Raw genomic sequence first — 22,783 nt, forward strand, 5'->3', positions numbered from 1 at the left:
TCGTATAATTTAGTGTTTATTACTGTTTGTGTTATATAATAAGTTTATCATTTAATGTAGGGGGCTTTTTAATTATGCAAGTAAGAACGACACGACTTGAAGCAGAGGATGCTAAAATTATCTATCAGGAAACTGCTGGACTTGCCATTATAACAATCCACCGTCCTCAAGCAAAAAATGCACTAACGGCAAATATGTGGGATCAATTAGCCAAGATTTCGCTACAAGTATTGGATAATCCTAAAAATAAAGTGCTTATTTTACGAGGTTCTGGTGAAAACTTCACAGCAGGTTCCGATATTAAAGAATTCAACGCGATTTCCATTGAAAAAGCAGAAGAAGCGTTTGTACATATGGAAAAAACAATCTCAACAATTGAACGATTACCGATTCCGACAATCGGTGTCATTAATGGGCCTGCAATGGGGGCTGGTTTAGAACTCGCATTAGCCTGTGATATCCGTATTGGCTCTGAAAAAGCAAAATTAGGTATTCCTGTGGGCAAATTAGGTATTACCCTCAATAACAAATTTGCTCAACGCTTAGTCCAGCTTGTTGGCCCGTCTACAACGAAGGATCTAGTATTTACAGGTCGTATGTTTAAAGCAGAAGAATCCTTCAAACTTGGACTGTTAAACTATTTAGTCGCTGAAAAGGACATAAACAAGTACATGATTCGTATGGGGAAGCTTGTCGCTGGTATGTCTCCTGAATCCTTACTCGCTGTAAAGCAATCTGTACAAGAATGCGTAGATAGCGTACCGAAGTTATGGGAAGGCTCTACACCATTTGTAGGAACTGATTTTTCAGAGGGCTGTGCTGCCTTTGTTGAAAAACGTCAACCACAATTCAAGCGTCAATCTAAAATCTAAATAAAAAACAGGTACTCTTCTTGCCTTCTGGCAAATAGCGTACCTGTTTTTATTATTTCTTCTTTAACACTGCAGACTTAATATGAAGATGAATGGCATCGAGTTCGTAGCCAAAATGCTGATAAAAAGCTGTCTGCACCGCTTCTTGTAACTGATGCAGTCGATCTCGTAGCGGATAATCAATTGGCATCTTTAACTGCAAGGCAATATTAGCTTTAGCCTGTTCTCCAAGAATAAATTGCACTTGTTCCACCTTGTGAACGATTTCTTGTTGTAGACAGCTATAAGTGATAAGTTGCACATAAACTTGTTTTTCTATCTCGATATATTCTTGTTGAAAATCTGGACGAACGATAGTGGTTTCACCAATTTTTTCACGTTTTGGGGAGAAAATCTCTTTGCCCTTTTGCACGAATCGTTTAAAGAAGTTTTGTTCAACTTGACGATATGGTATAGGCATTACATGTTTACCCTGCGTTTCTCGAATAAAACGTGCTTTTTGGATTTCCTTTTGTGAACGAACATTCTCAACATAGTAATACGTACTGATTGGGCCAAGCTCTAATCGTTTAGCAATACTTTTCGTCATTTTATCAGACGTACCAATCAGTAAAATTGCTTGTACTTTATATGTATCAAGTGCTTTTTTTACTTCCTCACAATGTGCGTCATCAGAAAAAATGGCGCGTCGGACCGCTGTTATTGTATTTTTCTCAAATTTTGCGGATACACCCGCTACTTTGACGCCGTTAACGATCAGTAGACCATCATCTATAATGGCCTCGATTCCTACCCTATGCGCAAAGACAAGCGCACTGGTACTTTTTCCTGTTCCGCTCGGTCCACTTAACGAACATACCTTCATAAGAGTCCCCCCTCCTTTAGCAATATGATAACAGAATTTCTCATAAAATTTTCGTCTTATCATCATGGATAACATTTAATTTCTCTTAGTTTAACCAAAGTACTAAAATATTTCAGCTAGTCTATACGCTCATTTTCTCCATTATAAAAATATATTCTTTTTTCAGAATATCTTTCCCTTTCTGTGCTTTAGTATGATAAAATGTGTACTACTATTCTGATATACAACTATAAGGAGTGTACTAGTTTGAAAATCGTACCATCAAAAAAAATGTCATTATTTACACCTGCTATTTTTGGAGATTTAAAAGACTTTGCAAAACAACAACAAGCACAAGGCATGACTATGATTGATTTAAGTTTAGGTAGCCCGGATCTCCCACCCCATGAAAAAATTCGTGAACATTTATCATTTAGAGCGAACCTAGCTGAGTCATATGGTTACACATTAAATGGTACACAACGATTTTATGAGGCTGTTAGTCGTTATTACAAAAGACGCAGCAATGTGGATTTAGATCCCGCTTCTGAAATTATCCAAACCATTGGCTCTCAAGAAGGTTTAGTACATTTACCAATTGCCTTTTGTGATCCTGGAGACATTGTTCTCTCAACAAATCCTGCTTATGTTGCCTACGATGCTGGCATCCATCTAGCAGGCGCAACACCTTATTACATGCCACAAACAGCTGAAAATGACTTTTTACCAGATTTAGATGCTGTACCGGAAGAGATTGCTCAAAAGGCCAAACTACTTATTTTAAATTTACCTGGGAATCCAGTCCCTGCAATGCCCTCTTTAGATTATTTTGCAAAAGTGATTGCCTTTGCGAAGAAATATAACGTCATCGTTTTACATGATGCTGCTTATTCAGAATTTTACTTTACAGGAGATGGCCCAATTAGTTTCCTATCAGCCCCTGGCGCAAAAGAAGTTGGCATGGAGATTAACTCACTTTCAAAAAGTTTTAGCTTAGCTGGTACACGTATTGCTTATATTGCCGGCAACGCTGAGATCATTGCCATTATCAAGCAACTTAAATCCAATTTAGATTTTGGTATCTTTGAACCAATTCAAGACGCTGCAGTGGTCGCGTTAGATAACGCAGAGGAAATTACAGCAAACTTGCGCGCAACATTCTCTGAGCGTCATAAAACATTGATGAACGGCTTACGTGACCTAGGTTGGGATGCGGCGCCGTCTGATGGTGGCATGTTTGTCTGGGCAAAATATCCGTACGATGTTGATTGCACAGAACTTGCATTCAAGCTAATTGAGCAAGTAGGGGTTGTCACAGTTCCTGGGACAGTATTTGGATCTGCTGGACAAGGCTATTTGCGTTTAGCTTTAGTACAACCTAAAGAAGTACTTCAAGAAGCCATTAATCGTTTAGCACAAGTACAAGTACAGCTACAACGATAAAAACCATAAACAATATTAGGTCTGTTCAATTTGCCGATTTTTCAGCTTTTGAACGGACCTTTTTCTTTTGTTTACTGGCAAAATATTTCATACAATTCTTTATCATGAATGCTAGTCGATTGTGAATTGTTTCTTGCCGTTTTTTTCTTTGTATTTCTTCTTGGGCTTTATGTAACCCTAATATTTGTCGAACATAAAGTGCAATTGCCTTATCCGTTAAGTCTTGCTATAGCTGTAATAAGTAGCCAACTAAAATGAAATAACGTTTGTTCTCTTTAGAATTACGAAAGGCATACGGCTCATATCATGTACCTAACCGAGCAAGTTGTAGTAAAGGATTACGATGTATATGGTGCAGCGAAATACCGTCTGATCCAAGTTCTATGTTTTAATCAAAACAAGACAAAATTTTTCTTTTTAAATAATATACAAGAAAATGATGCTATTGAAGGCACTACTCAATCGGCAGGGTTCTAGTTATTTCATAAAAAAACAGCTGCTACAAGTCGTAGCAACTGTTTACATTCACACATCATATTTTTGACGTTCTTCGTCCTCATAGCGGTTGTAACGCTGTTTAAATAGTCTAAACATATGACTTACAAATACTTTTAAGATTGCGTATCCTGGAATCCCTAAGATGACACCTGGAACGCCGAATAACGAACCTGCTGTTAACAAGACAAAAATAATGGAAATCGGATGGATACTCAATGATTTCCCCATTATTTGAGGAGAAATAAATTTCCCTTCAATTAGCTGAACGACTGTCCACACTATCGCTAGTTTAATGAGCATGAATGGCGATGTCACAAGCGCAATAATCGCTGCGGGTGTAATCGCAATAACTGGCCCTAGGTATGGCACAACACTCGTAATCATCGCAAGGAAACCAAGTAACAACGCATATTTCATGCCGATAATCAAGAAGCCCATTGTTACCATTGCCCCGATGCACATGGATACTAAAATTTGACCCTGTATGTATGAACTAATTTGTTTGTCCATATCGTGCAAAACCTCATGTAAACCTTTACGCATACGTGGTGGGCAAATCTTAATGACAAACTTCGGTAGGTTTTCGCCATCCTTCAATAAGTAAAATAAAATAAATGGTACCGTTACAAGCGATAGAATGATTCCTGTTAAAGTTGATAGAAAGCCTGTAATACCTGTAGCGACACCTTGCGCTAAATTGGCAGCTGTATCTTTCACTGTTTCGACGATATCAGTTGTAAAATTCGTAACAACTTGCTCATAGTTAAAGTTAATGTTAGCTAAGTACTCGTTAATACGTGTATTATTCAAGTAATCCACAATATTTTGCGTTAGTGCCATAAAATACCCTGGGAATTCCTGTGCTAAATTAGTGAATTGTTCACGCAAAAATGGATAGACAAGCACTACAAGTAAAGTAATTACGCCAATAACACCAATATATAAAATTAAGATACCCCAAATTCTTGGAATTCGCCAGTTTTCTAAAATGGCTAGTAACGGACGCAATAAATAGTATCCGATGACTGCCAGTACACCTGGTAAAATCACCACTTCGAATAATACTTGAAGCGGGGTAAATATGAAGGAAACCTTATCAAACATGAAAATAACACATGCGACTAATAATAAAATAAACAATGTAAATAATAAGTTTTTACCACCTAGAAAGCGAATAAATTTCGTCGAAAATAAATTTGATCGCTCTTTCGGTCTTTCTTTTTCCATATACTCACCCCAATCCAGTTGCTCTCCCTTTATATTACAGGATAATGTTGGTTTTTGCGAAAAATCACTCTAAAGAAATGCCTAAAAATTTACGTAAAAATTCTTTGTTTTTTTCTTTATCAATAACGATGGCAGAGCCAGCGTGGCTAAAGTTTTGGAAATCATAACTACCTTCAATTGGCACTGTTGCTTTCTCAATCGATACTTTTCCTTTAGATACCATCTTCAGTACTTGCTGAATTTCACCAGCTGACGAATAATCGGTCGTTATATAGCCTTGTGCAGCACCAACGAATTTCGGTAAATTCAGGATGTTACGAGGAGCTAATATTTCATTTTTCAATGCTTCAATTACTTTCTGTTGACGTGCCACTCGTCCGAAGTCTCCTTCAGCATCTTGACGGAATCGAGCATAACCGAGTAATTCCTGACCGTTTAAATTATGCACGCCCTGCGTAAGTGTAACGCCGATTTTTTCGGACATATCCTTTTCTACATTAATTTCAATACCAGTTGGTGCTAAAATATCAACGAGTGATTCAAAATTTTTAAAATCGACAAGTGCATAATGGTGAATTGGTAATCCAAACATATTGCTAATTGTATCCTTTAAGAGTTGGACACCCTCTAAATAGTATGCTGTATTTAATTTATAGGACTGATAGCCAGGTATATCCGCATAAATATCTCGCATAAACGACACAAGTTTCACATCATTCGTTGTCTTATTCCAAGATAGTACCATCATTGTATCTGTACGTGATTTTTCTTCACCACGTGTATCAACGCCTAATAACAAATAGTTTTCAATATCGCATTGTACTTGATCACCTGTAAAATCCTCTTGTGCCACTTTTGTAGCCGATGCTAATTTTAAACCGCTTCGATATTGCATAACTGAATAAACAGCTACTACTACGGCACATAGTAGTAAAAGCGTAAATATTGCTCTAGCTTTCCGTAAACGGCGTTTTTTTGGACGTTGCGAGCGTCTTGTATATTCTTCCTCTTCCATAACTCCATAACTCCTCTATTTTTTATAGTTATTTTAACGATTGATAGTAAGTAAAGTTTCATTTTTTATTCTTGTAACCCCTTAAAACCTATCTACCCGTTATTCTACACCTAAATTACCAGTAATGAGCTAAAAAATGCTATACTATTTTCACGAAAGAAAGGATGAGTGTAATGATTGAAAAAGCTACATTTGCTGGCGGTTGTTTTTGGTGTATGGTAAAGCCGTTCGTTGAGTGGGATGGTATACATAAGGTCACTTCTGGCTATATGGGTGGCCATGTAGAAAACCCAAGCTATGAAGATGTCAAAAAAGGGACGTCTGGCCATCTAGAAGTGGTCGAAATTGAATTTGATTCAACGATTTTTAGCTATGAACAGCTATTGGATATCTACTGGATGCAAATTGATCCAACCGATGCATTTGGTCAATTCCATGACCGTGGTGCTTCTTATGCGACAGCGATTTTTACATATACGGAAGAACAAAAGCACATGGCGGCAGCATCGAAGGAAAAGCTAGCTACAAGTGGTCGCTTTGATAAGCCTATTGTAACCATTATTCGTGATGCCCAACACTTCTATCCAGCAGAAGATTACCATCAGGATTATTATAAAAAAGAACCCGAACATTATAAGCAGGATCGTACTACCTCAGGACGTGATACATTTATCGCGCAACATTGGGAGAAATAAAGCCAAGTGTGCAGGAAATACCATCGTTGATAAAATTCTGTCTTACATCTACTGAAAAAGAATCCATTATGAAAATGGATTCTTTTTATTTGTCTTAAAGCCCACTCGTCAAGCTTTAAAAAACACAAAAATCAGCTTAATACACTAATAAAAATATATTAAAAAAATATTTATTTATGTTACAATCAAACATTTTTGTTTTGACCTGCATTTAAAATTATCATAAAAATGAAACTGTTAGACCACTTTCATTTCGGGGGAATTGAAGTTATCCATACACCTAGGCACACACCCGGGCATATTAGTTTATATGTAAAGCGGAGTAAAGCGCTTGTTGCGGGAGATGCCTTGATATGTTCTGGCGGTTTCTTAAGAGGTCCAGTACTACAAACAATGTTAGATATCAACACCGCACGCCTCTCGTTGAAAAAATTCTTGAGCTTTGATATCGAATCTGTGATTTGTTATCACGGAGGATCCTGTAACATTCAGGTAAAAAAACAGTTCCAAGCATTGTAGACTAAGTTCCGGAAGAAAATTAGATTTTAACTCGAAGATTTTCATATATACAGAAGCTGGCTGCCTCCAAACATATAGAGCCGCCAGCTTCTGGTAAATTTAACGTTAATTTTTATTTATTTGCAATCATGAACATGTCGCACATGCAACACAAAAATCTTTCACACCATATACCTTTTTATTGAAGGTGCATGTATAGTAAATAAGCGAATTCATCCCTTTATTCCGTAAAAGCTTGTAGTGCATCGAAGAAACGCTTGCCATATTTCTCAAATTTCACTTCTCCAATACCACTCACATTGCGAAGCCCTTCTAGCTCTGTTGGCTTTTGATCACATAACTCCCGCAATGTTTTATCAGAGAACACAACGAACGGGGGAACACTTTCCTCATCAGCAATGTCTTTTCTCAACAAGCGTAAATGCTCAAACAATGGATCATTCTCTGCAAGCTTACGTACAGTGACTGCTTCCTTGCGCATTACCTGATATTCTCCAAGAAGCACTGCCTTGCCATCTTCAGAAACATAAATCGTTGGGAACGTACCATGTTTCACAGCGAGTAATCTCTCTGCAATTAAAAACTCAATAAAGTTCGATACTTCCTTGGAAGAATGGCCTTTTAAGATGCCATATGTCGAAAGTCTAGTAAAGCCAAATTCCAAGACTTTTTGGTTTTTGGAGCCAATTAATACCTGTGCCACCATTGTTTTGCCAAATTTTTGTCCCATACGCACTACACAAGCTAATACTTTTTGCGCTTCTAGCGTTACATCCTTGACCTCACGTCCATCAATACAATTACTACAATGTCCACACGGCTCCCCTGCTACCTCGCCAAAATACGTTAAAATAGCATTTTGCAAACAACTTTCTGTGTGACAATAATCCACCATAATTTGTAGCTTTGCTAATTCTTGCGCAATGCGTGTTTCATCCTGTGTTTGCTCGATTAGGAAACGCTGTGTCTGTACATCCCCAGATGCATAAAGCAGCATACAAGCACTTGGCAAACCGTCACGACCCGCACGACCCGCTTCCTGATAATAGCTCTCCATATTACGCGGCATTTGATAATGTATAACAAAACGTACATTACTTTTATCGATCCCCATGCCAAACGCGTTGGTTGCGACCATGATTCGTGCCTCATCCTTTAAAAAGCGTTCTTGCTCAGATGTACGCATGTCCTCAGGTAGGCCCGCATGATATTTTGCGACAGATACGCCAAAGCGAGATAACAGCTCATACAACCCGTCTACCGCTTTCCTGGTCGCCGCATAAATAATGCCCACCTCATTTTCGTTTTTTTCTAGATAATTTTTAATATAACGCTCTTTGTTTTCACCAATTAACACTGAAAAAGACAAATTTTCACGTGCAAATCCAGTAATGACTGTCGCATACTCATCAATATCTAATAACTGTCGGATATCCTCACACACAGCTGGTGTCGCTGTAGCTGTAAGTGCTAAAACTGTCGGCTTTTTTGGCCACAATGTAAATAATTTTTGAATGGCACGATAACTTGGTCGAAAATCATGACCCCACTGCGATATACAGTGTGCCTCATCAACAGCAAGTAGAGGGACATGGAAATGAGAGAGTGCCTGTAAAAACGATGTACTCTCTAGTCGCTCGGGTGCAATATAGAGCAACTTTAAATAACCTGCACTCGCTAACTGCATCGTTTCATCCACTTCTTGAGTGGATAACGTACTATTAATATAAGCAGCAGGAATATTTGCTGCACGTAACGATTCTACCTGATCTTGCATAAGCGAAATTAACGGTGAAATGACAATCGTAATCCCCTCTAACATAAGGGCAGGTATTTGATAGCAGATGGATTTCCCACCGCCTGTTGGCATAACGCAAAGACTTGACTGACCGCTTAGGGCCTGCTCTATAATTTGAGCCTGTCCGATGCGAAATGAATCGTAGCCAAAGTGGTGTTGTAGCATTTGTTTTGCTTGCTCCATTGTATTACTCACTCCTCAGCAGTAAGACGAATAAGCTTATATTCGCCCTGTTCATTTTTGAAAATTTCATATCTCATCAGGGAGTTGGCAAGTGCCTCCTGACCCGCTGAATTTGTCAGCACATACTCTGTTTTTGCACGTACAACAATATTTTGTCCTACTAAGTCCATACTTTTAATGGTCGTATTGGAGAAGTGGATTTTTGCATTTTTTGATGCATAGTAAGCCACCATACCATCCAAAGTACTTTGCAAATCTTCTGCGCCTGTTAAATTTTGCATCACGCTTGCATCATCGATTAAGACGGCAGCTTTTAAATGCTCATGAAATGTATCTATAAAGATTTTCACTTCATCAGAATTGTAGGCAAAAACATTCTTACCGTACTTATCAACTGCTTGTTTGACGGCCTCTTTATCGCCTTCTTCAATATAGGCATATAAGTTCTTGGATTGTGATAAACGATCCTTTGGCCTCATTCCCTTTGCGATCCATTCATCTAGTAACTGTACGATATCTTTAAATGGCAGTATGTATGGTTGGGAAACACCTTCGTGCTGACGATTAAAATAAATGCCCACGATTTCGCCATTCTCAGCCCCCATCACTGGGCTACCCAGTGGTAATTCTTCATCCGCATCTACATAATAGGCAGCTACTTTATCGCTATATTTATTGATTGTGTGTGGTAAACCGTCCACGTAAACAGCTAGCCGATTTAGTTCACCATTATAGACAACAGGAACATTTACCGAAGCTTTGTATTTAACTTGTAAAATGGCGATATTATGGGCAGTAGACATATAGTAAACATCAGCGGCAACAAGTTTATCATTACTAAATTGAACAAGAGCGGTGGGCTTCGAAGCGACAAGGGCACCATTTGTAACGATATAGAGCATTGTTGGCTCCTTTTTCACAATAATACCTGCACCAATCCCGTTCTCCCCAATGACTTTTACCTCTGGTACAATCTTTTGTTCCGAATTACTCACTGGCTTTTCCGTTTTCATCTCTGCCTTTTCTGATTGAAATATTTCAGCAACCGATTGATCACCACAGCCTGTTAAAAGCAGACTTGCCGCTCCGAGTATGAGCATCTTTTTTCGCATATGTTCACCAAAACTTTCTATTAAGCTTCTTTCTCCTTTTCTATCATAAACAAGGTTTTCACACGTTTCAAGTTTACATAATATTATTATTGGAGTTTTAGGTTTCAACATTTAAACTGCTCTCCAATCACCTCTATCTAAACACCTATTAAATTGCTATTTAGCTATACAATTTCATGTACATTTACCCACAGAAGTTGCTTTATTGGTAAGAAAAGACATGCTACTTATTTGTAGCATGTCTTTTAAATATTTTTCTTTAACATAAATGTTGTCCCAATAATACCAAGCATCAATGCGATAAAAATAACATACGTAAATGTGTGATTACCTGTCACATCATAACAATAGCCGATTACTATGGGTATAATGGAACTCATCATAAAGCCACCTGATAACACCATTGAAGACCAACTGTTTGCTTCTACATGATTGCGTGCTTCATCAAGAGGTAGTAATAAGCCGATTGGAAATAAACCACTTAACACGATACCGATCATGAATACTGCTATCCATAACATTGGGCCTGCGCCTACCCACAATAATATAAAGCCTATGATACCAAGAGTACCTAATGCAAGGAGCCATGTGATACGGTTTGACCACTTCTCCATAAGCATCGGAATAACTATATTGCCTATCATTTGAACAATCGACAGACATGTTAAAAGTGAGCTTGCTGTAACAAGTGAAAAACCTTTATCCTGTAGCATTGGCGATAGCCATGACATCATCGAAAAAAATAATGAGGTTTGTAAACCAAAATAAAATAAGATTGTCCATGCACGACGATTTTTCCAGGGATTGCGTGCCGTTCCTTGTGCAATCTCTCCTTGAATCTGTGTATTGTCCTGCTCCTTTCGAACAACGACTGACCAGACAACGAGTGCAACAACTGCAAGCACTGCCCAACTACCGAGTGCTACCGTCCAGTTTTGGTTAAAACGATGATAAAATGACACGGTCAATGACGCACTCAATGTGGCGCCCGTTCCAATTCCGAAAGAATAAACACCAACGACTGTAGCAAAGCGATTTGGGAATTTCTCCTTAATATAGGCATTTAGAATTGGCCCGATAATCGCAATGGCAAAACCAGCCGCGAAGCTTGTGACCACAAGCAGTAGATAGCTTTCCTTTAGAAACCGCAAACCATTTGCGAATGCGACGATTATGACAAGTAGCATGATCGCCGTCTTCGTACCAAACTTTCGTTGCAGCGGAACAGCAACTATTGCAAAGAGCCCCATACAAAACACTGGAATGGAAGTTAATAGACTCATCTGCGTATTAGACACTTGAAGTGATTCCATCAATATAGTAAAAAGTGGTCCTATAGCTGTCACAGCAGGACGCATATTAAGCGCCACAAGAAAAATACTGACAACTACCATAACCATCGAAACTGTCCATTGTTTGTTTTTCATACACGATTAAAACCTTTCCTTTTCCAATTCACTACTAGTAAAACATATTCTAGGAATGAAAACAATTTCAAACCTCAAATTTCTTTTGCTTCAAAAGTCAGTTCTTACCGCAAAGTCAAATCCTTAAAAGCACTTTGTAATGTATTTGTAATGTAATCTTGACTGTTCCACTCGCATTTAATATGCTTCGCTGTTACGAATTGACTATCTATAAACTTTTTGCTCCTAATACATTTTGCTAGCACTTAAAGGCAATATAGAAAGCCACACCCTATTGGATGTGACTTTCATTGTATTTATTTATTCAGAGTTGAATACTGTGAAGTAATATTTCTGTATAAAAACTTTACAGCAATAAAGTCTCCTTCTAGTAAATCAGACAAAAATAGTTATCTTATACTCGATGGCGAATCACAGGGATAAGCATAAGAAAGACAACAAAAACCAAATTTTTCAAGAATGGGTCTACTCATCGGACTAGCATCGACAGTAAGATAAGAATAGCCTTTTTCAAGTGCTTTTTTTGCCCTTGCCGCTAAAAGTGCAGAATAGTATCCCCTTCCTCGAAAGTCAGGCAATGTTGAACCTCCCCATAAACTGACAAAGGATGAATTATTTTCAGTATACATCCATGCTGCACTCACCAGTTGGTCATTTTCATAAATACCGTAAAGGTGAAGAGATTCAGGTATAGCTTGTTTGTCACGCCAAAGTCTTTTTCCCAAGTCTTGATGTGAAACGCTCCAAATTGAATCTTCTAGTTTAACAATATCTTGAATACCTTGTTCATCCGTTATTTCCTTCAAATTGAGATGTGTTTGCTCCAAGAGTAGAGAGTGCTGTTCATCCAATTTTAAAACCATCACCGCTTCAGGATCTTCGATTTTAAAGCCTTGCTGAGCAAGCCGCTCCTTTAAATTAGTCGGTTTATCATAACTATATACCTTCCATTCAAAAGTTTGATTCAGCTCTCGAAAATAGTTAACTTCTTGTTCAATAACTTTTTCTACATTAGTATCGGTTAGGTTTGAAGAAATAATAAAACTTTGCTCACCGAACTGGGATATATGACGCACAACATATTCCGTTTCTTCTCTTATGTAACCTTCTACCTCTGCATATTGCCGTAGCTCTTTATGAAATATTGAAATAAGCGCTTCTTTTTCCATGTCTATCCCTCTTCTTTCATCATTGATGTCTTTTTTAATTACTCAAACAATTTGTTAAAATACCGAGTGAACAATCACACATTCCGAACACTATAACTATGTTACTATACTCTCACTAAAAAACATATAATTCCTGCAATTCTAACTTTATACACCTTATGTCGAATGGTAAATGTAAAGCTCCTACAAATCACTGAGCTGATTATATGTAAGAATGGAGATTTATGGCCATATATTATAAGAGATGCCATCAGAATTTGTAGCCTTTTTTAGTCAGATTCTACTGACTAAACAGTAATTTAAGTGTCGATAAACCCTGAACACTTATATTCACAGACAAACATCTCATTCTACTAGCAATTATCGAACTTGATTTAAAATCTATAAAAAGTAGCCAACTACAGAAGGTTAAGATTATTTCATCTGACACGCTCGGCTAATTAGCTTTGCTGGCCTCTACTGCTATGCGTGTTCGTTTGTTAACCCTGACATCGTTAGATTACTACATCGGTCTGACCAAAATCTGAACAAGTTGTGTAATTTATTATTTACTTCTACACTGCTGAGTTGTTATAAACAGGCCTATCAAACGATCAGTTGTCATTGTACCATTCTGCAAATCTAATGAGTTACCAGTATGGGTCCATTTTTCACTACAATAATTTTTTCGAATGATACTGATAAAGCCACATGACAGTTCAAGTTTTATTTGGACAAATTGATGCTTCAAGCAAGGAAAAGTTAAGTTGTCACAGCTTATAACCATCTCACTTTTTGTCTAAACTAAAATGTATTAATTAACATTAGAGAGCTTCTCTCGATTATCGCCAAAAAGCTGTGTAGATTTCAATAAAGCCCCAGTTTCTCTAGTTTATACACGCACATCAAAAAGTAGGGATAAATAGTGAAGAAAAAAATTTCATTAATAGTAAGTTTAAGCGTTACATTACTACTATCTGCTTGTTGGGATGTTAACGAACCTCAAAAAATGTATTACATTCTTGGGATCGGTATTGATTTCAAAGACGATCAATATGAAGTATTCATGCAAATTATCGACTTTGCAACTATAGCTAAATCTGAGCAACTTAATCCCACTTCAACGCAGGCTGAAGTGGGACGTGCAAAAGGGAAAACTATGGAAGAGGCGTTTTTCAAATTATATCGTTCCATCGATCAAAAAGTATTTTGGGGACATATGACCTTTTTTATTTTGTCTGAGGAAGCAATGGAAAGTGAACATGCTGTACCTATAATCGACAGTTTTTTACGTCATAGGGAAACAAGATATCAAATTTGGACCTATTGCACACAGGATCCTATTGAAGAGATTCTTTTAATCACACCTATCATAAAAAAATCTCTTACAGCATCGAAACTGAGTAACCCACTCAATTTAGGTGCACAAGAGTCATTTATTCAGCCCATTAATTTACGCAATTTAATTATCGAGTTAAATGAGCCAAGCCATGAAGTCAGTATTCCATTAGTGACTATTAATAAAAAATGGCGGACAACAGACCAGTCATATGAGGAAACTGCATTGACAGGTGTAGGGGTACTTTCAAAAGATGGTTTTAAAGGTTTTATCAAGGATGATGCTATAAGAGGTATGCAATGGATGCAGAAAAAAAAGAGCCGTGGAGAAATAACCTTTAAAATCAAAAGTAGTAAAAGGGATTACTTAACAGTAGATTTAGAAAAAATAAGTCTAGACGTTAAACCAATTGTAAAAAACAATCACGTTAAATTTGAAATAGCAGTAACATTTAATGCTACCGTGAATGGTTTTAAAGGGAAAGTAACTTCAGGTGAGATAAGAAAAAATATTATAGAGGAGGTTAAAAAAGAAATAAAAACATCCTATGAAGAGGGATTAAAATTGGATGTTGACATTTATCGTTTATCGGAACAACTATATCGAGAAAACGTAAAAGTATGGAAAAATCTGGAGAGTGACGGCAAAATACCCTTGACTGAAGATTCAATTAGCAAAATAGACATTCATGTAAATAAAGTTAATCCTGGTAGAAAAAATTTTAGTGAAACAATTGAAGAATAACCAAACAAAATGACCAGGCTCAAAATTAATGAGTACTATCGTTGATATTTTTCGATGGTATTTGATAACCCCATCAATAAACCATGATTGCTTACGCTCTCCTTCCATGCCGTAATGATCCACCGGTCAGTACACTTTTTCCTTTTCTTCGTTGCAAATCCATCCTTGCATCGGATTTTGTGCCGTAGCAATCGGATGTTCGATCGAGAAAGCGAGTGGAATGCTTAACAACAGAGGGAGGAACAACAACGCTAAATGAAAAAAGGTATTCGACGATTGAATCATCGAATACCTCACAAAGTGAACGAAATGGACTTTTTCAGTGCCCTCCATTTTTTTACTGGGGATTTTTCACTTGCCCCTATTTCAATTGATTTTCTCTAAAATGTTCGATGTATGCACGCTTGGTTTGCGATCTTTCCATGGTAAGGCTTGTTCTAATTGCACCGCTAATTGAAGTAACGTAGCTTCATCAGCGAATCTGCCTGCAAACTGCATCCCAATAGGTAAACCAGTACTACTCATCTTCAAAGGTAATGAAATTGAAGGCTGGCCAGTTACGTTAAATAAATTCGTAAATGGTGCATACGAGAAAATTTGTTCATGCCATTCTTGTGCATTAATCGACGAATTATTGGCATTTAGTTCACCAATTTTTGCCGGCAAATTTGCCAAAGTTGGCGATAATAAGATGTCGTAATCCGTAAAGAATCCCCCGACCTGTCTGGATACCATTGCATTAGTATTAATCGCATCTAATAAATCCGAAGCTTTTAATTCCTTCCCATATTGATAGCATTGCCAGATAGCCGCTTCAATATTTTTCTCAGAAGGTGTTTTACCAGTTAAACTCGCTGCAACTTCAATCGTTTTATAAATATTCGCCGTCCATATATTTAACGTTGCATTAGCGAATGGTTCTTGCTCGAATTGCGGTGAAGCCTCCACTACAATATGACCTAACTCTCGGCATAATTGAACAGTTTCGTAGAGTGCTTTTAAACACTCCTCATCCACCGGTACACCTGAATTCAGTTTTGCTGTCCATGCTATTTTCAATGGGCGAACAGGAACATCTAGAACATTTTTATAGGCTATTTCAGGATTTGCAGGCGAGCCGTAGCAACCGATATCTGGACCACTCACAGCATCTAGTAAATGCGCTGTATCTCTCACCGTCTTTGTCACCGCAAATTCAACCGCAGTACCATTTAGCGGTTCAATATTAAGCGGCCCATCCGGAATACGCCCCCTAGTAGGTTTAAGTCCAACAAGCCCACTACAAGAAGCTGGAATACGAATGGATCCACCACCATCAGTTGCGTGTGCAACAGGCACTATCCCAGCCGCAACAGAAGCTGCGGAACCACCACTTGATCCACCAGGGCTATGGTTTAAATCCCAAGGACTTCGAGTTGGTCCATATAATACAGCCTCCGTTGCTGCATTATAACCAAATTCTGGTGTAGTTGTCGTGCCAAATGTGACAAAACCTGCTTGTCTAAATCGTTTCATCAGTTCACTATCAACTGGAAATACCGAATTTTCGGCAACTCGACTCCCCATACTTTGTGGTATATTTTTTGCATGTAGCGCCAATTCTTTAAACAAGAATGGTACACCTTCAAAAGCTCCACATGGTAAACCTTGTTTAATTTCCTCCAAGGCGTTTTCTTCAAATATTTTCACAACTGCATTTAACTCTGGATTTAATTTTTCAAACGCTTTGATTGCCATTTCCAATAATTCAGCTGGCAGTACATCCTTATTTTTCACAAGTTCCGATAAGCCCAATCCATCGTACTTAGTAAACTCCCCAAGATTCATCTAACATCTCCTCCTCTTTCTTCTTTTCAGTATATACACAAGCCAAATTAATTTGTATTACTCTAAAGGATAATCTCTTTAAAAAGAGAATATATTCATATTCGAGCATATTTATATAAGGAGGGTAATTTTTCGTGAATCTAACTACCCAAGATTCTAAAGAAATACTAAATGCAGTTCAATCTTTAGCAAAAATACAAATTAATCAAAATCTAGAAACATATCGCTACGACGTACTAAACATTTTGTATGAAAAATTAAGTTATAAGTCCCCATTATTTTGGTTAGTTGACAATCAAAAGAATCTAGTAAATCCTATTCTATTTAATATAGAAGAATCTACAATCCAAGAATACCTCCAGTATTTTCAAAAACATGATCCGTTGCATCCAAAAAACATTAAACAAATACAAGCTATACAAAGTATCACAGATAATGTGTCAGAGAAAGAGTATTTAAACTCTGATTATCATAATTTATTCATGACAAAGTATAATCTACGAGATGAGATGGCCATATATATTCAAGTCAATAACATATATGTTGGAGTTATAGGCCTACTACGTGAGAACAATGAATTAAAATTTAATCTTCGTGATTATACGAAACTAAATTTTCTCGTCAAGATGATTGAAAATGGTTTCATATTTAATTTACAATCCTCAGCACTAGTAATCCCCTCAACTCCCCTAACTAATCGGGAAAAAGAAATCGTTATTGAAATTGCGAAAGGTAAAAAAAATCACGAAATTGCAAAGCAACTGTTTATTAGCGAAAATACTGTGAAAAAACATTTACAAAATTTATTCCAAAAATTTGAAGTTCGCAATCGGATTGAATTACTCTATAAACTAAACAATCAAAAGAATCCAGTAAAAAAATAAACTTCTAAAAATCGATATACAGGATCCTTAATCAAAAGTCAGAAGTAACAAAGTTAATGCCCTATTGTATAAGCACACTTATTGATGAGATGAGTTTATTATATATTTTAGGCAGTTGAAAGTTCGGTTTAATCGAACTTTCAACTGCCTTTTTACTTTATAATAATGATATTAAAAGTATGTAGGTGATAAACCCGATGATCTCAAACCCAGAATCTCTTAATCTCAGTCCATTTATGGTGATTTAAGACATTGTTGTTCCGAAGGATAATATGCTTCGTCAAATCAATGAACTTGTTGATTTTTCTTTTATTTTGGACGAACTGAAAAATAAATACTGTCTTGATAATGGTCGTAGTAATGCCGTGCCTCCTATTCGCATGTTTAAATATTAATTATTAGAATCAATATTCGATTTATCGGATGTAGATGTGGTAGAACATTCTAAATATGATATGTCGTTTAAATATTACTTAGATATGCCACCAAAAGACCCTGTCATTAATCCTAGTTCACTGACGCAATTCCGTAAGCTCCGTGAATTTTACTTATTCATTTTATTATAATACAATGATTTCAGAAAAAGAGGGGGAGATATCAATGAGGAAAAAGATAAAGGTTTTCTATGTAGATGCTTTCACAACGGATACTTTTGGGGGAAATCCTGCTGGCGTAATACCGAATGCAGAAAATTTAACAGACGTAGAAATGCAAAAAATAGCTAATGAATTAAACCTTTCAGAAACTGCCTTTCTTTTACCGTCAACAAATACAAATGCAGATTATAGAATAAGATACTTTACACCAACCGAAGAAGTTGATTTTTGCGGTCACGCCACTTTAGGTACAGCATGGGTAATGGCTACTAAGAACAATTGGATCAATAAGGAAGAAAAAATAATCTTTGAATCTAACATAGGACTAATTCCCGTTAAATGGATTATAGAAAACAATCAATTAACTAAAGTGTCCATGACTCAAGTAAGTCCTCAAATAAAAAGTATAGACATTAACCCCAAAATAGTCGCGGATCTTGTTGGTATACACGATACAGATATTGATAATAGATATCCAATAAAAATAGGGAATACTGGAGTCTCACATCTTTTGGTTCCAGTTAAAACACGACAAGCAATTGACCGAGCAGAACCTAAATTAAAGGAACTTAAAAAGATGAACAATGACTTTAACATATCCACCACACATCTCTTTACCTTTGATACAAATGGGAAATTTGATATTTACACAAGAGATTTTTGTCCAAATATAGGAATTGATGAAGATCCAGTTACAGGAGCTGCAAACGGTGCGTTAGGTGGCTATTTATATTTAGAGAACATCCTAACTAACGGAGAGAGACATCAATTAGTTATAGGTCAAGGACATGCTATCAATAGACCTGGGATTCTTTATGTAACGATTACTCCTGATGGGGAGAATCCTATTATCGAAGTAGCAGGACCAGCAGTTGTTTCAATAGAAGGAGAAATATTCGTATAGAGACCATTATAGAACGATTGCTTAATAATAAAACCTCATAAAAATAAAATGTACTCTATAAGATAGACACTAAAAAAATCTTTCTTATAGGGTACTTTTATTTAAAATGAACCGAGCAACTAGATGGAACAGAACTTATGTCAAAGAAACCATTTACTAAGTTTATTGTCAAAATAACCAGATTCAGTATATCGAGGTAGCCTCCAGCCCCATGGTTGAAAAGTAGGAAATCGAATTGCTCCTTCATTTAAGGATTTATCAAAGTCAATTAAAGCATTAATATCATACTCATTTTTTTCTCCTATTCCGTCACATCAGAATATCAGAAGTAAATCACTATAAATATTAGGCGACTATGTGGTTTATAGAAAAAGAAGCTGTCGAGAAAGTAAAATTCTCGATAGCTTTCTGCATTATCAGATAATTTTCCATGTAATTTTGTAGCTAAACTATCAAATGAATGAACATTTCATCTAGTCCATGGAAATGTCTAATTATAGACTTCTTCATGGTCTTTTAATGGGAAAAAGAATACCTAAACTCTCTACAATGGAAAACCATTGAGGGATAGTAGCGATTTTGACTATAGATCACTCATAAATCTCACATCTAAGTTTTAGTAATACAAAATAGAACTATTTCAGCTAGCAAAATGATTTATGTACCTTTCTGTCCATATGAAAATGAAGGCATTAGTCCGGCAAAGTCTCCTGCCAAACTAGCAAGCGGCTTCCACTTATCGATAGCTATTTTATAGTTTCCTGCATAGATTGCTTCATCTATTTGGACACATTCAACTTTTCCAAGCACTAGATAATCTCCACCGACAGGAATAATTTGGTCTAACTTAAGTTCTATTGAGATTGGCGCTTCTAGCACTGCTGGTACATTCAAAAGTTTACCATTCTGGACAGTCACTCCTGCAAGCTCAAACTCATTTTTCTCTGGCTCTACACTAGCCGATGAACGATACATCGCTTCCCCAAGCGACTCAGGAACCATATTAATTATATATTCCTTTACTTCACGAATGTTCGTTAACGTATCCTTAATGCTTCCCATTCGTTCATTAACTCCTGGTCCTATTGAGATCAAAAGTGTTGGTGGATTTCGAGAAGCTACAGTAAAAAAGCTGAATGGCGCTAAATTTAAAATGCCATCCTTACTTTTTGATGAAACCCATGCAATCGGTCTTGGTATCACAGAGCCAATTAACAATTTATATATCTCATCCTCGCTCAAATCAATTGTATTAAATATAAGTTTCTGTTCTTTAGACATCTATTCATTCTCCTTCAACTATATTTGATTAAGTAATATGTCGAGTCTATAATAGAATTATTATAGACTTCTGAAATACTCATGAATCCATTCCAAATTATAAACTCGAATACAAATAAAACTAGTATGCACTTTTTTGTTAGATACTTACTTAAAGGAGAGTGATGTTATTGCCAGAATTAAGTGATAATTTTATGAGGCGCAACAAACAAAGACCATTTGACTTCACATTATCGTTAATCGGTGGCAAGTGGAAAATGAAAATAATGTATGAATTATCTTCCGATACGATTTTACGTTATGGAGAGTTAAAGCGGAAAATTCCTGCTATCACTCACAAAATGTTAAGTTCTCAGTTAAGCGAACTAGAGAACTCTGGAATTGTTCACAGAAAAGAATACCCTCAAATTCCTCCAAAAGTGGAATACTCCTTAACGCCAAAAGGAAAGAGTTTAATGCCAATATTAGAGGAAATGTGCAAATGGGGCGTGGCAAATCAAATATGAACTTAATTTTATAAGGGGGCAAAAGTGCTATGTAAATAATTTTTAATGATAGATCGTAAAGTAATTATTAAACTAAAACATGTTGATTAAAAAAGATATTGTAGCACAGAAACCCCTTTAGACAAAACATATCTAAAGGGGCAAACGATACGACTTTATTTTAAATTTACACCAGCAGACTTCCGGGACAGCAGCGTGCTTGCTACAATCGCAAGCAACACAAACACGACACCCGCAGTTCCGAACGCCCAAGCATAACCTTCCGTCGCGTCGGGCCGTGTAGCCGCCACTGCCATAAATGCCGTAAATCCTACCGTCGGTCCCAACTCCATGGCGGTATTCATCACGCCCCCAGCAAGCCCTGCTTGATGCTGCGGAACATTAGCCATCGACTGCACTGCCGATCCGGACAGGACGAACGAGATACCCGCCGCGAGAAGAATCTGACCGGGCAAAAGGACGACCGCATAAGCCGCATCGTGGCTAAGCCAGGCAAGAACGCCTAGCCCAACAGCCGAGATAAGCCCTCCCATAGTCAAGACACGCCCCGCACCGAACCGGGTGATTAGCGGGGAGGCAATCTGATTCACAACAATCATGGTGATAGCGAAAGGCAGAAAGGAGACAGCCGTGGCCAAGGATGACCATCCTCGAATCTGCTGCAAGTAGAGAGTAAGAACATATTCAATCACCGTTGATGCGGCCGCAGCCAGGGATATGCTAACGAGCCCGGTAAGCCGACGAGGCTCCATAATAAACCCAGGCGGAAGCAGCGTGTCGCGTACCTTACGTTCTACAATCAGAAAGATAATCAACAGCACGATGCCGATGATAAACGGACCGTATACGGAGGAGGAGGACCACGAATAGTCTCCGCTCGCAATCAAACCATAACTCCCCAGCGAGATGGTCAAAGTAGCAAGTTTTGAAAAAGTGATAATAAAAGCACCTTCCAATCCTTAAACACTCGCCACATTTCCTCATATTTAACTTTCGCTAATGGTGGATACATCATCACTATAAACCTATAGCAATCGATATAGACGTAGTTCCAATAGACTTGGACTCTAATGCTTCACCAATATTGGGCATTGTGATACTTAATAAAACACCTATCCCATAGCAACAAAAATCCAAAGAGTAAGGTAGCGATCTAAAAACGCAAGCTGTTTTGTTAATGATTCATTACCCATTAATTTTCCTCCCCGCTATGAATGCATTCTGATACTTTTCCATCAGCCTCCTCTAATTCATAGCAGTTGTTCATTTGATTATTATTTTGTTGAACTACCAGTTGATGTGTTAACAGCTGCATTTTGTAATGATTGGTTCATCTGTTGTAAAGGCTGAGACATTTCCTGCAATGGTTATGACGTTTGTTGGATTGGCTGCATCATTTGTTGAGCATTCTGTAAATTCTCATTAATAAAAGCCTCCAATTGAAAAAAAGTACTAAAACATCCCTACATAAAAAAACAGTTGCTTCATGTATTTAAAATGAGTCAATTATATTTCCACCTTAAGTATAAAAAAGTTTGGGACAAACATACTTAATCTGTAGGACGCTTCAACCGTTATTAAATTGCTCATAGACTAAACCTCACATAACTCCGAGCATTTATAACGGTGATTCTTCCTTCAACCATATTTATATCTTTTGGAACAACAGAAATCGACCTGTTCCGGTATTTTTAGTAATGGTATATTACATTTCTTCAACAATAATATCTCCTTTAACAAACTTCTCAATTTCAGGTTTTGCAAGCGTGCGGGAATTAATAAGAATAAAAGCCGTTTAATAAAGTTCTATTAAATAAAAAAACACTATTGAATCAATTTCATAATACGTATTTTTAAAAAATCATAGACGTGCAGAATATTGAATGATTTCTTAAAAAAACGAATGAAATACCTTATGATG

At 37.1% G+C, this 22,783-nt stretch carries 19 protein-coding genes and 3 pseudogenes; 9 read left to right on the forward strand and 13 right to left on the reverse strand.

What is annotated here, in order from left to right; all coding sequences use genetic code 11:
• Positions 1–74: 74 nt before the first annotated feature.
• A complete protein-coding gene (locus ACQKII_RS19955; protein WP_427462227.1) occupies positions 75–872 on the forward strand; it encodes an enoyl-CoA hydratase/isomerase family protein in 798 nt (265 codons plus the stop codon).
• A gap of 52 nt (positions 873–924) precedes the next feature.
• Here the strand turns inward: ACQKII_RS19955 and ACQKII_RS19960 are convergent, their stop codons facing one another.
• Positions 925–1,737 (reverse strand): hypothetical protein, encoded by an 813-nt coding sequence (locus ACQKII_RS19960; RefSeq protein WP_427462228.1) that lies wholly within the window; start codon positions 1,735–1,737, stop codon positions 925–927.
• 246 nt (positions 1,738–1,983) lie between these two features.
• Here ACQKII_RS19960 and ACQKII_RS19965 point away from each other — a divergent pair, with 246 nt between their 5' ends.
• Entirely contained in the window at positions 1,984–3,159 is a 1,176-nt protein-coding gene (locus ACQKII_RS19965) for an aminotransferase class I/II-fold pyridoxal phosphate-dependent enzyme (protein WP_427462229.1), read from the forward strand.
• Between the two features lie 121 nt (positions 3,160–3,280).
• Here the strand turns inward: ACQKII_RS19965 and ACQKII_RS19970 are convergent.
• From ACQKII_RS19970 to ACQKII_RS19980, 3 genes and pseudogenes are all read right to left on the reverse strand, one after another.
• Positions 3,281–3,523, reverse strand: a pseudogene (locus ACQKII_RS19970) (hypothetical protein); the annotation flags it as partial.
• 161 nt (positions 3,524–3,684) lie between these two features.
• The gene (locus ACQKII_RS19975) at positions 3,685–4,884 is read right to left on the reverse strand and encodes an AI-2E family transporter (protein WP_427462230.1); all 1,200 of its coding nucleotides are present in this window, start codon (positions 4,882–4,884) and stop codon (positions 3,685–3,687) included.
• A 64-nt stretch (positions 4,885–4,948) separates the two neighbouring features.
• Positions 4,949–5,899 (reverse strand): LCP family protein, encoded by a 951-nt coding sequence (locus tag ACQKII_RS19980; RefSeq protein ID WP_427462231.1) that lies wholly within the window; start codon positions 5,897–5,899, stop codon positions 4,949–4,951.
• A 173-nt stretch (positions 5,900–6,072) separates the two neighbouring features.
• On the opposite strand from ACQKII_RS19980, the gene msrA reads away from it, so the two are divergent.
• Complete coding sequence (msrA, locus tag ACQKII_RS19985; protein WP_427462232.1) at positions 6,073–6,594, forward strand: peptide-methionine (S)-S-oxide reductase MsrA; 522 nt, start codon at positions 6,073–6,075, stop codon at positions 6,592–6,594.
• Positions 6,595–6,822: 228 nt separating this feature from the next.
• Positions 6,823–7,113, forward strand: a complete 291-nt coding sequence (locus ACQKII_RS19990; RefSeq protein ID WP_427462233.1) for an MBL fold metallo-hydrolase — start codon at positions 6,823–6,825, stop codon at positions 7,111–7,113.
• 220 nt (positions 7,114–7,333) lie between these two features.
• Here the strand turns inward: ACQKII_RS19990 and recQ are convergent, their stop codons facing one another.
• From recQ to ACQKII_RS20010, 4 genes are all read right to left on the reverse strand, one after another.
• The gene (gene recQ, locus ACQKII_RS19995; protein ID WP_427462234.1) at positions 7,334–9,094 is read right to left on the reverse strand and encodes a DNA helicase RecQ; all 1,761 of its coding nucleotides are present in this window, start codon (positions 9,092–9,094) and stop codon (positions 7,334–7,336) included.
• A gap of 8 nt (positions 9,095–9,102) precedes the next feature.
• Complete coding sequence (locus ACQKII_RS20000) at positions 9,103–10,317, reverse strand: hypothetical protein (protein ID WP_427462235.1); 1,215 nt, start codon at positions 10,315–10,317, stop codon at positions 9,103–9,105.
• Positions 10,318–10,451: 134 nt separating this feature from the next.
• A complete protein-coding gene (locus tag ACQKII_RS20005) occupies positions 10,452–11,633 on the reverse strand; it encodes a CynX/NimT family MFS transporter (protein WP_427462236.1) in 1,182 nt (393 codons plus the stop codon).
• 389 nt (positions 11,634–12,022) lie between these two features.
• Complete coding sequence (locus ACQKII_RS20010) at positions 12,023–12,802, reverse strand: GNAT family N-acetyltransferase (protein WP_427462237.1); 780 nt, start codon at positions 12,800–12,802, stop codon at positions 12,023–12,025.
• A 904-nt stretch (positions 12,803–13,706) separates the two neighbouring features.
• Here ACQKII_RS20010 and ACQKII_RS20015 point away from each other — a divergent pair.
• Entirely contained in the window at positions 13,707–14,864 is a 1,158-nt protein-coding gene (locus ACQKII_RS20015; RefSeq protein ID WP_427462238.1) for a Ger(x)C family spore germination protein, read from the forward strand.
• A gap of 126 nt (positions 14,865–14,990) precedes the next feature.
• On the opposite strand, the gene ACQKII_RS20020 is transcribed toward ACQKII_RS20015, so the two are convergent.
• Both ACQKII_RS20020 and ACQKII_RS20025 read right to left on the reverse strand, forming a co-directional pair.
• Entirely contained in the window at positions 14,991–15,149 is a 159-nt protein-coding gene (locus ACQKII_RS20020; protein WP_427462239.1) for a hypothetical protein, read from the reverse strand.
• Between the two features lie 81 nt (positions 15,150–15,230).
• Positions 15,231–16,691 (reverse strand): amidase, encoded by a 1,461-nt coding sequence (locus ACQKII_RS20025; protein ID WP_427462240.1) that lies wholly within the window; start codon positions 16,689–16,691, stop codon positions 15,231–15,233.
• Positions 16,692–16,825: 134 nt separating this feature from the next.
• On the opposite strand from ACQKII_RS20025, the gene ACQKII_RS20030 reads away from it, so the two are divergent.
• The 3 genes and pseudogenes from ACQKII_RS20030 to ACQKII_RS20040 all read left to right on the forward strand — a co-directional run bounded on the left by ACQKII_RS20030 (position 16,826) and on the right by ACQKII_RS20040 (position 19,075).
• Positions 16,826–17,575: a response regulator transcription factor gene (locus ACQKII_RS20030; RefSeq protein ID WP_427462241.1), complete on the forward strand. Its 750-nt coding sequence runs from the start codon at positions 16,826–16,828 to the stop codon at positions 17,573–17,575.
• A gap of 251 nt (positions 17,576–17,826) precedes the next feature.
• Positions 17,827–18,114, forward strand: a pseudogene (locus tag ACQKII_RS20035) (transposase); the annotation flags it as partial.
• Between the two features lie 61 nt (positions 18,115–18,175).
• A complete protein-coding gene (locus ACQKII_RS20040) occupies positions 18,176–19,075 on the forward strand; it encodes a PhzF family phenazine biosynthesis protein (RefSeq protein ID WP_427462242.1) in 900 nt (299 codons plus the stop codon).
• 657 nt (positions 19,076–19,732) lie between these two features.
• On the opposite strand, the gene ACQKII_RS20045 is transcribed toward ACQKII_RS20040, so the two are convergent.
• Complete coding sequence (locus ACQKII_RS20045; RefSeq protein WP_427462243.1) at positions 19,733–20,356, reverse strand: flavin reductase family protein; 624 nt, start codon at positions 20,354–20,356, stop codon at positions 19,733–19,735.
• Between the two features lie 194 nt (positions 20,357–20,550).
• On the opposite strand from ACQKII_RS20045, the gene ACQKII_RS20050 reads away from it, so the two are divergent.
• On the forward strand, positions 20,551–20,862 hold the full coding sequence (locus tag ACQKII_RS20050; protein WP_427462247.1) for a winged helix-turn-helix transcriptional regulator: 312 nt from the start codon (positions 20,551–20,553) through the stop codon (positions 20,860–20,862).
• Positions 20,863–21,017: 155 nt separating this feature from the next.
• On the opposite strand, the gene ACQKII_RS20055 is transcribed toward ACQKII_RS20050, so the two are convergent.
• Both ACQKII_RS20055 and ACQKII_RS20060 read right to left on the reverse strand, forming a co-directional pair.
• On the reverse strand, positions 21,018–21,818 hold the full coding sequence (locus tag ACQKII_RS20055; protein WP_427462244.1) for an MFS transporter: 801 nt from the start codon (positions 21,816–21,818) through the stop codon (positions 21,018–21,020).
• A pseudogene (locus ACQKII_RS20060) lies at positions 21,776–22,055 on the reverse strand (arsenic resistance protein); the annotation flags it as partial. The pseudogene ACQKII_RS20060 and the gene ACQKII_RS20055, both read right to left, overlap by 43 nt.
• Positions 22,056–22,783: the final 728 nt, after the last annotated feature.

It is taken from the genome of Lysinibacillus sp. NPDC048646, assembly GCF_050272295.1.
GTDB lineage: Bacteria > Bacillota > Bacilli > Bacillales_A > Planococcaceae > Lysinibacillus.

Excerpts from the sequence above, each read along its gene's own strand:
- ACQKII_RS19955 (WP_427462227.1), top strand. The coding sequence starts at position 75 with ATGCAAGTAAGAACGACACGACTTGAAGCAGAGGATGCTAAAATTATC.
- ACQKII_RS19960 (WP_427462228.1), bottom strand. The coding sequence starts at position 1,737 with ATGAAGGTATGTTCGTTAAGTGGACCGAGCGGAACAGGAAAAAGTACC.
- ACQKII_RS19975 (WP_427462230.1), bottom strand. The coding sequence starts at position 4,884 with ATGGAAAAAGAAAGACCGAAAGAGCGATCAAATTTATTTTCGACGAAA.
- ACQKII_RS19980 (WP_427462231.1), bottom strand. The coding sequence starts at position 5,899 with ATGGAAGAGGAAGAATATACAAGACGCTCGCAACGTCCAAAAAAACGC.
- msrA (WP_427462232.1), top strand. The coding sequence starts at position 6,073 with ATGATTGAAAAAGCTACATTTGCTGGCGGTTGTTTTTGGTGTATGGTA.
- ACQKII_RS19990 (WP_427462233.1), top strand. The coding sequence starts at position 6,823 with ATGAAACTGTTAGACCACTTTCATTTCGGGGGAATTGAAGTTATCCAT.
- recQ (WP_427462234.1), bottom strand. The coding sequence starts at position 9,094 with ATGGAGCAAGCAAAACAAATGCTACAACACCACTTTGGCTACGATTCA.
- ACQKII_RS20000 (WP_427462235.1), bottom strand. The coding sequence starts at position 10,317 with ATGTTGAAACCTAAAACTCCAATAATAATATTATGTAAACTTGAAACG.
- ACQKII_RS20005 (WP_427462236.1), bottom strand. The coding sequence starts at position 11,633 with ATGAAAAACAAACAATGGACAGTTTCGATGGTTATGGTAGTTGTCAGT.
- ACQKII_RS20010 (WP_427462237.1), bottom strand. The coding sequence starts at position 12,802 with ATGGAAAAAGAAGCGCTTATTTCAATATTTCATAAAGAGCTACGGCAA.
- ACQKII_RS20020 (WP_427462239.1), bottom strand. The coding sequence starts at position 15,149 with ATGATTCAATCGTCGAATACCTTTTTTCATTTAGCGTTGTTGTTCCTC.
- ACQKII_RS20025 (WP_427462240.1), bottom strand. The coding sequence starts at position 16,691 with ATGAATCTTGGGGAGTTTACTAAGTACGATGGATTGGGCTTATCGGAA.
- ACQKII_RS20040 (WP_427462242.1), top strand. The coding sequence starts at position 18,176 with ATGAGGAAAAAGATAAAGGTTTTCTATGTAGATGCTTTCACAACGGAT.
- ACQKII_RS20045 (WP_427462243.1), bottom strand. The coding sequence starts at position 20,356 with ATGTCTAAAGAACAGAAACTTATATTTAATACAATTGATTTGAGCGAG.
- ACQKII_RS20050 (WP_427462247.1), top strand. The coding sequence starts at position 20,551 with ATGAGGCGCAACAAACAAAGACCATTTGACTTCACATTATCGTTAATC.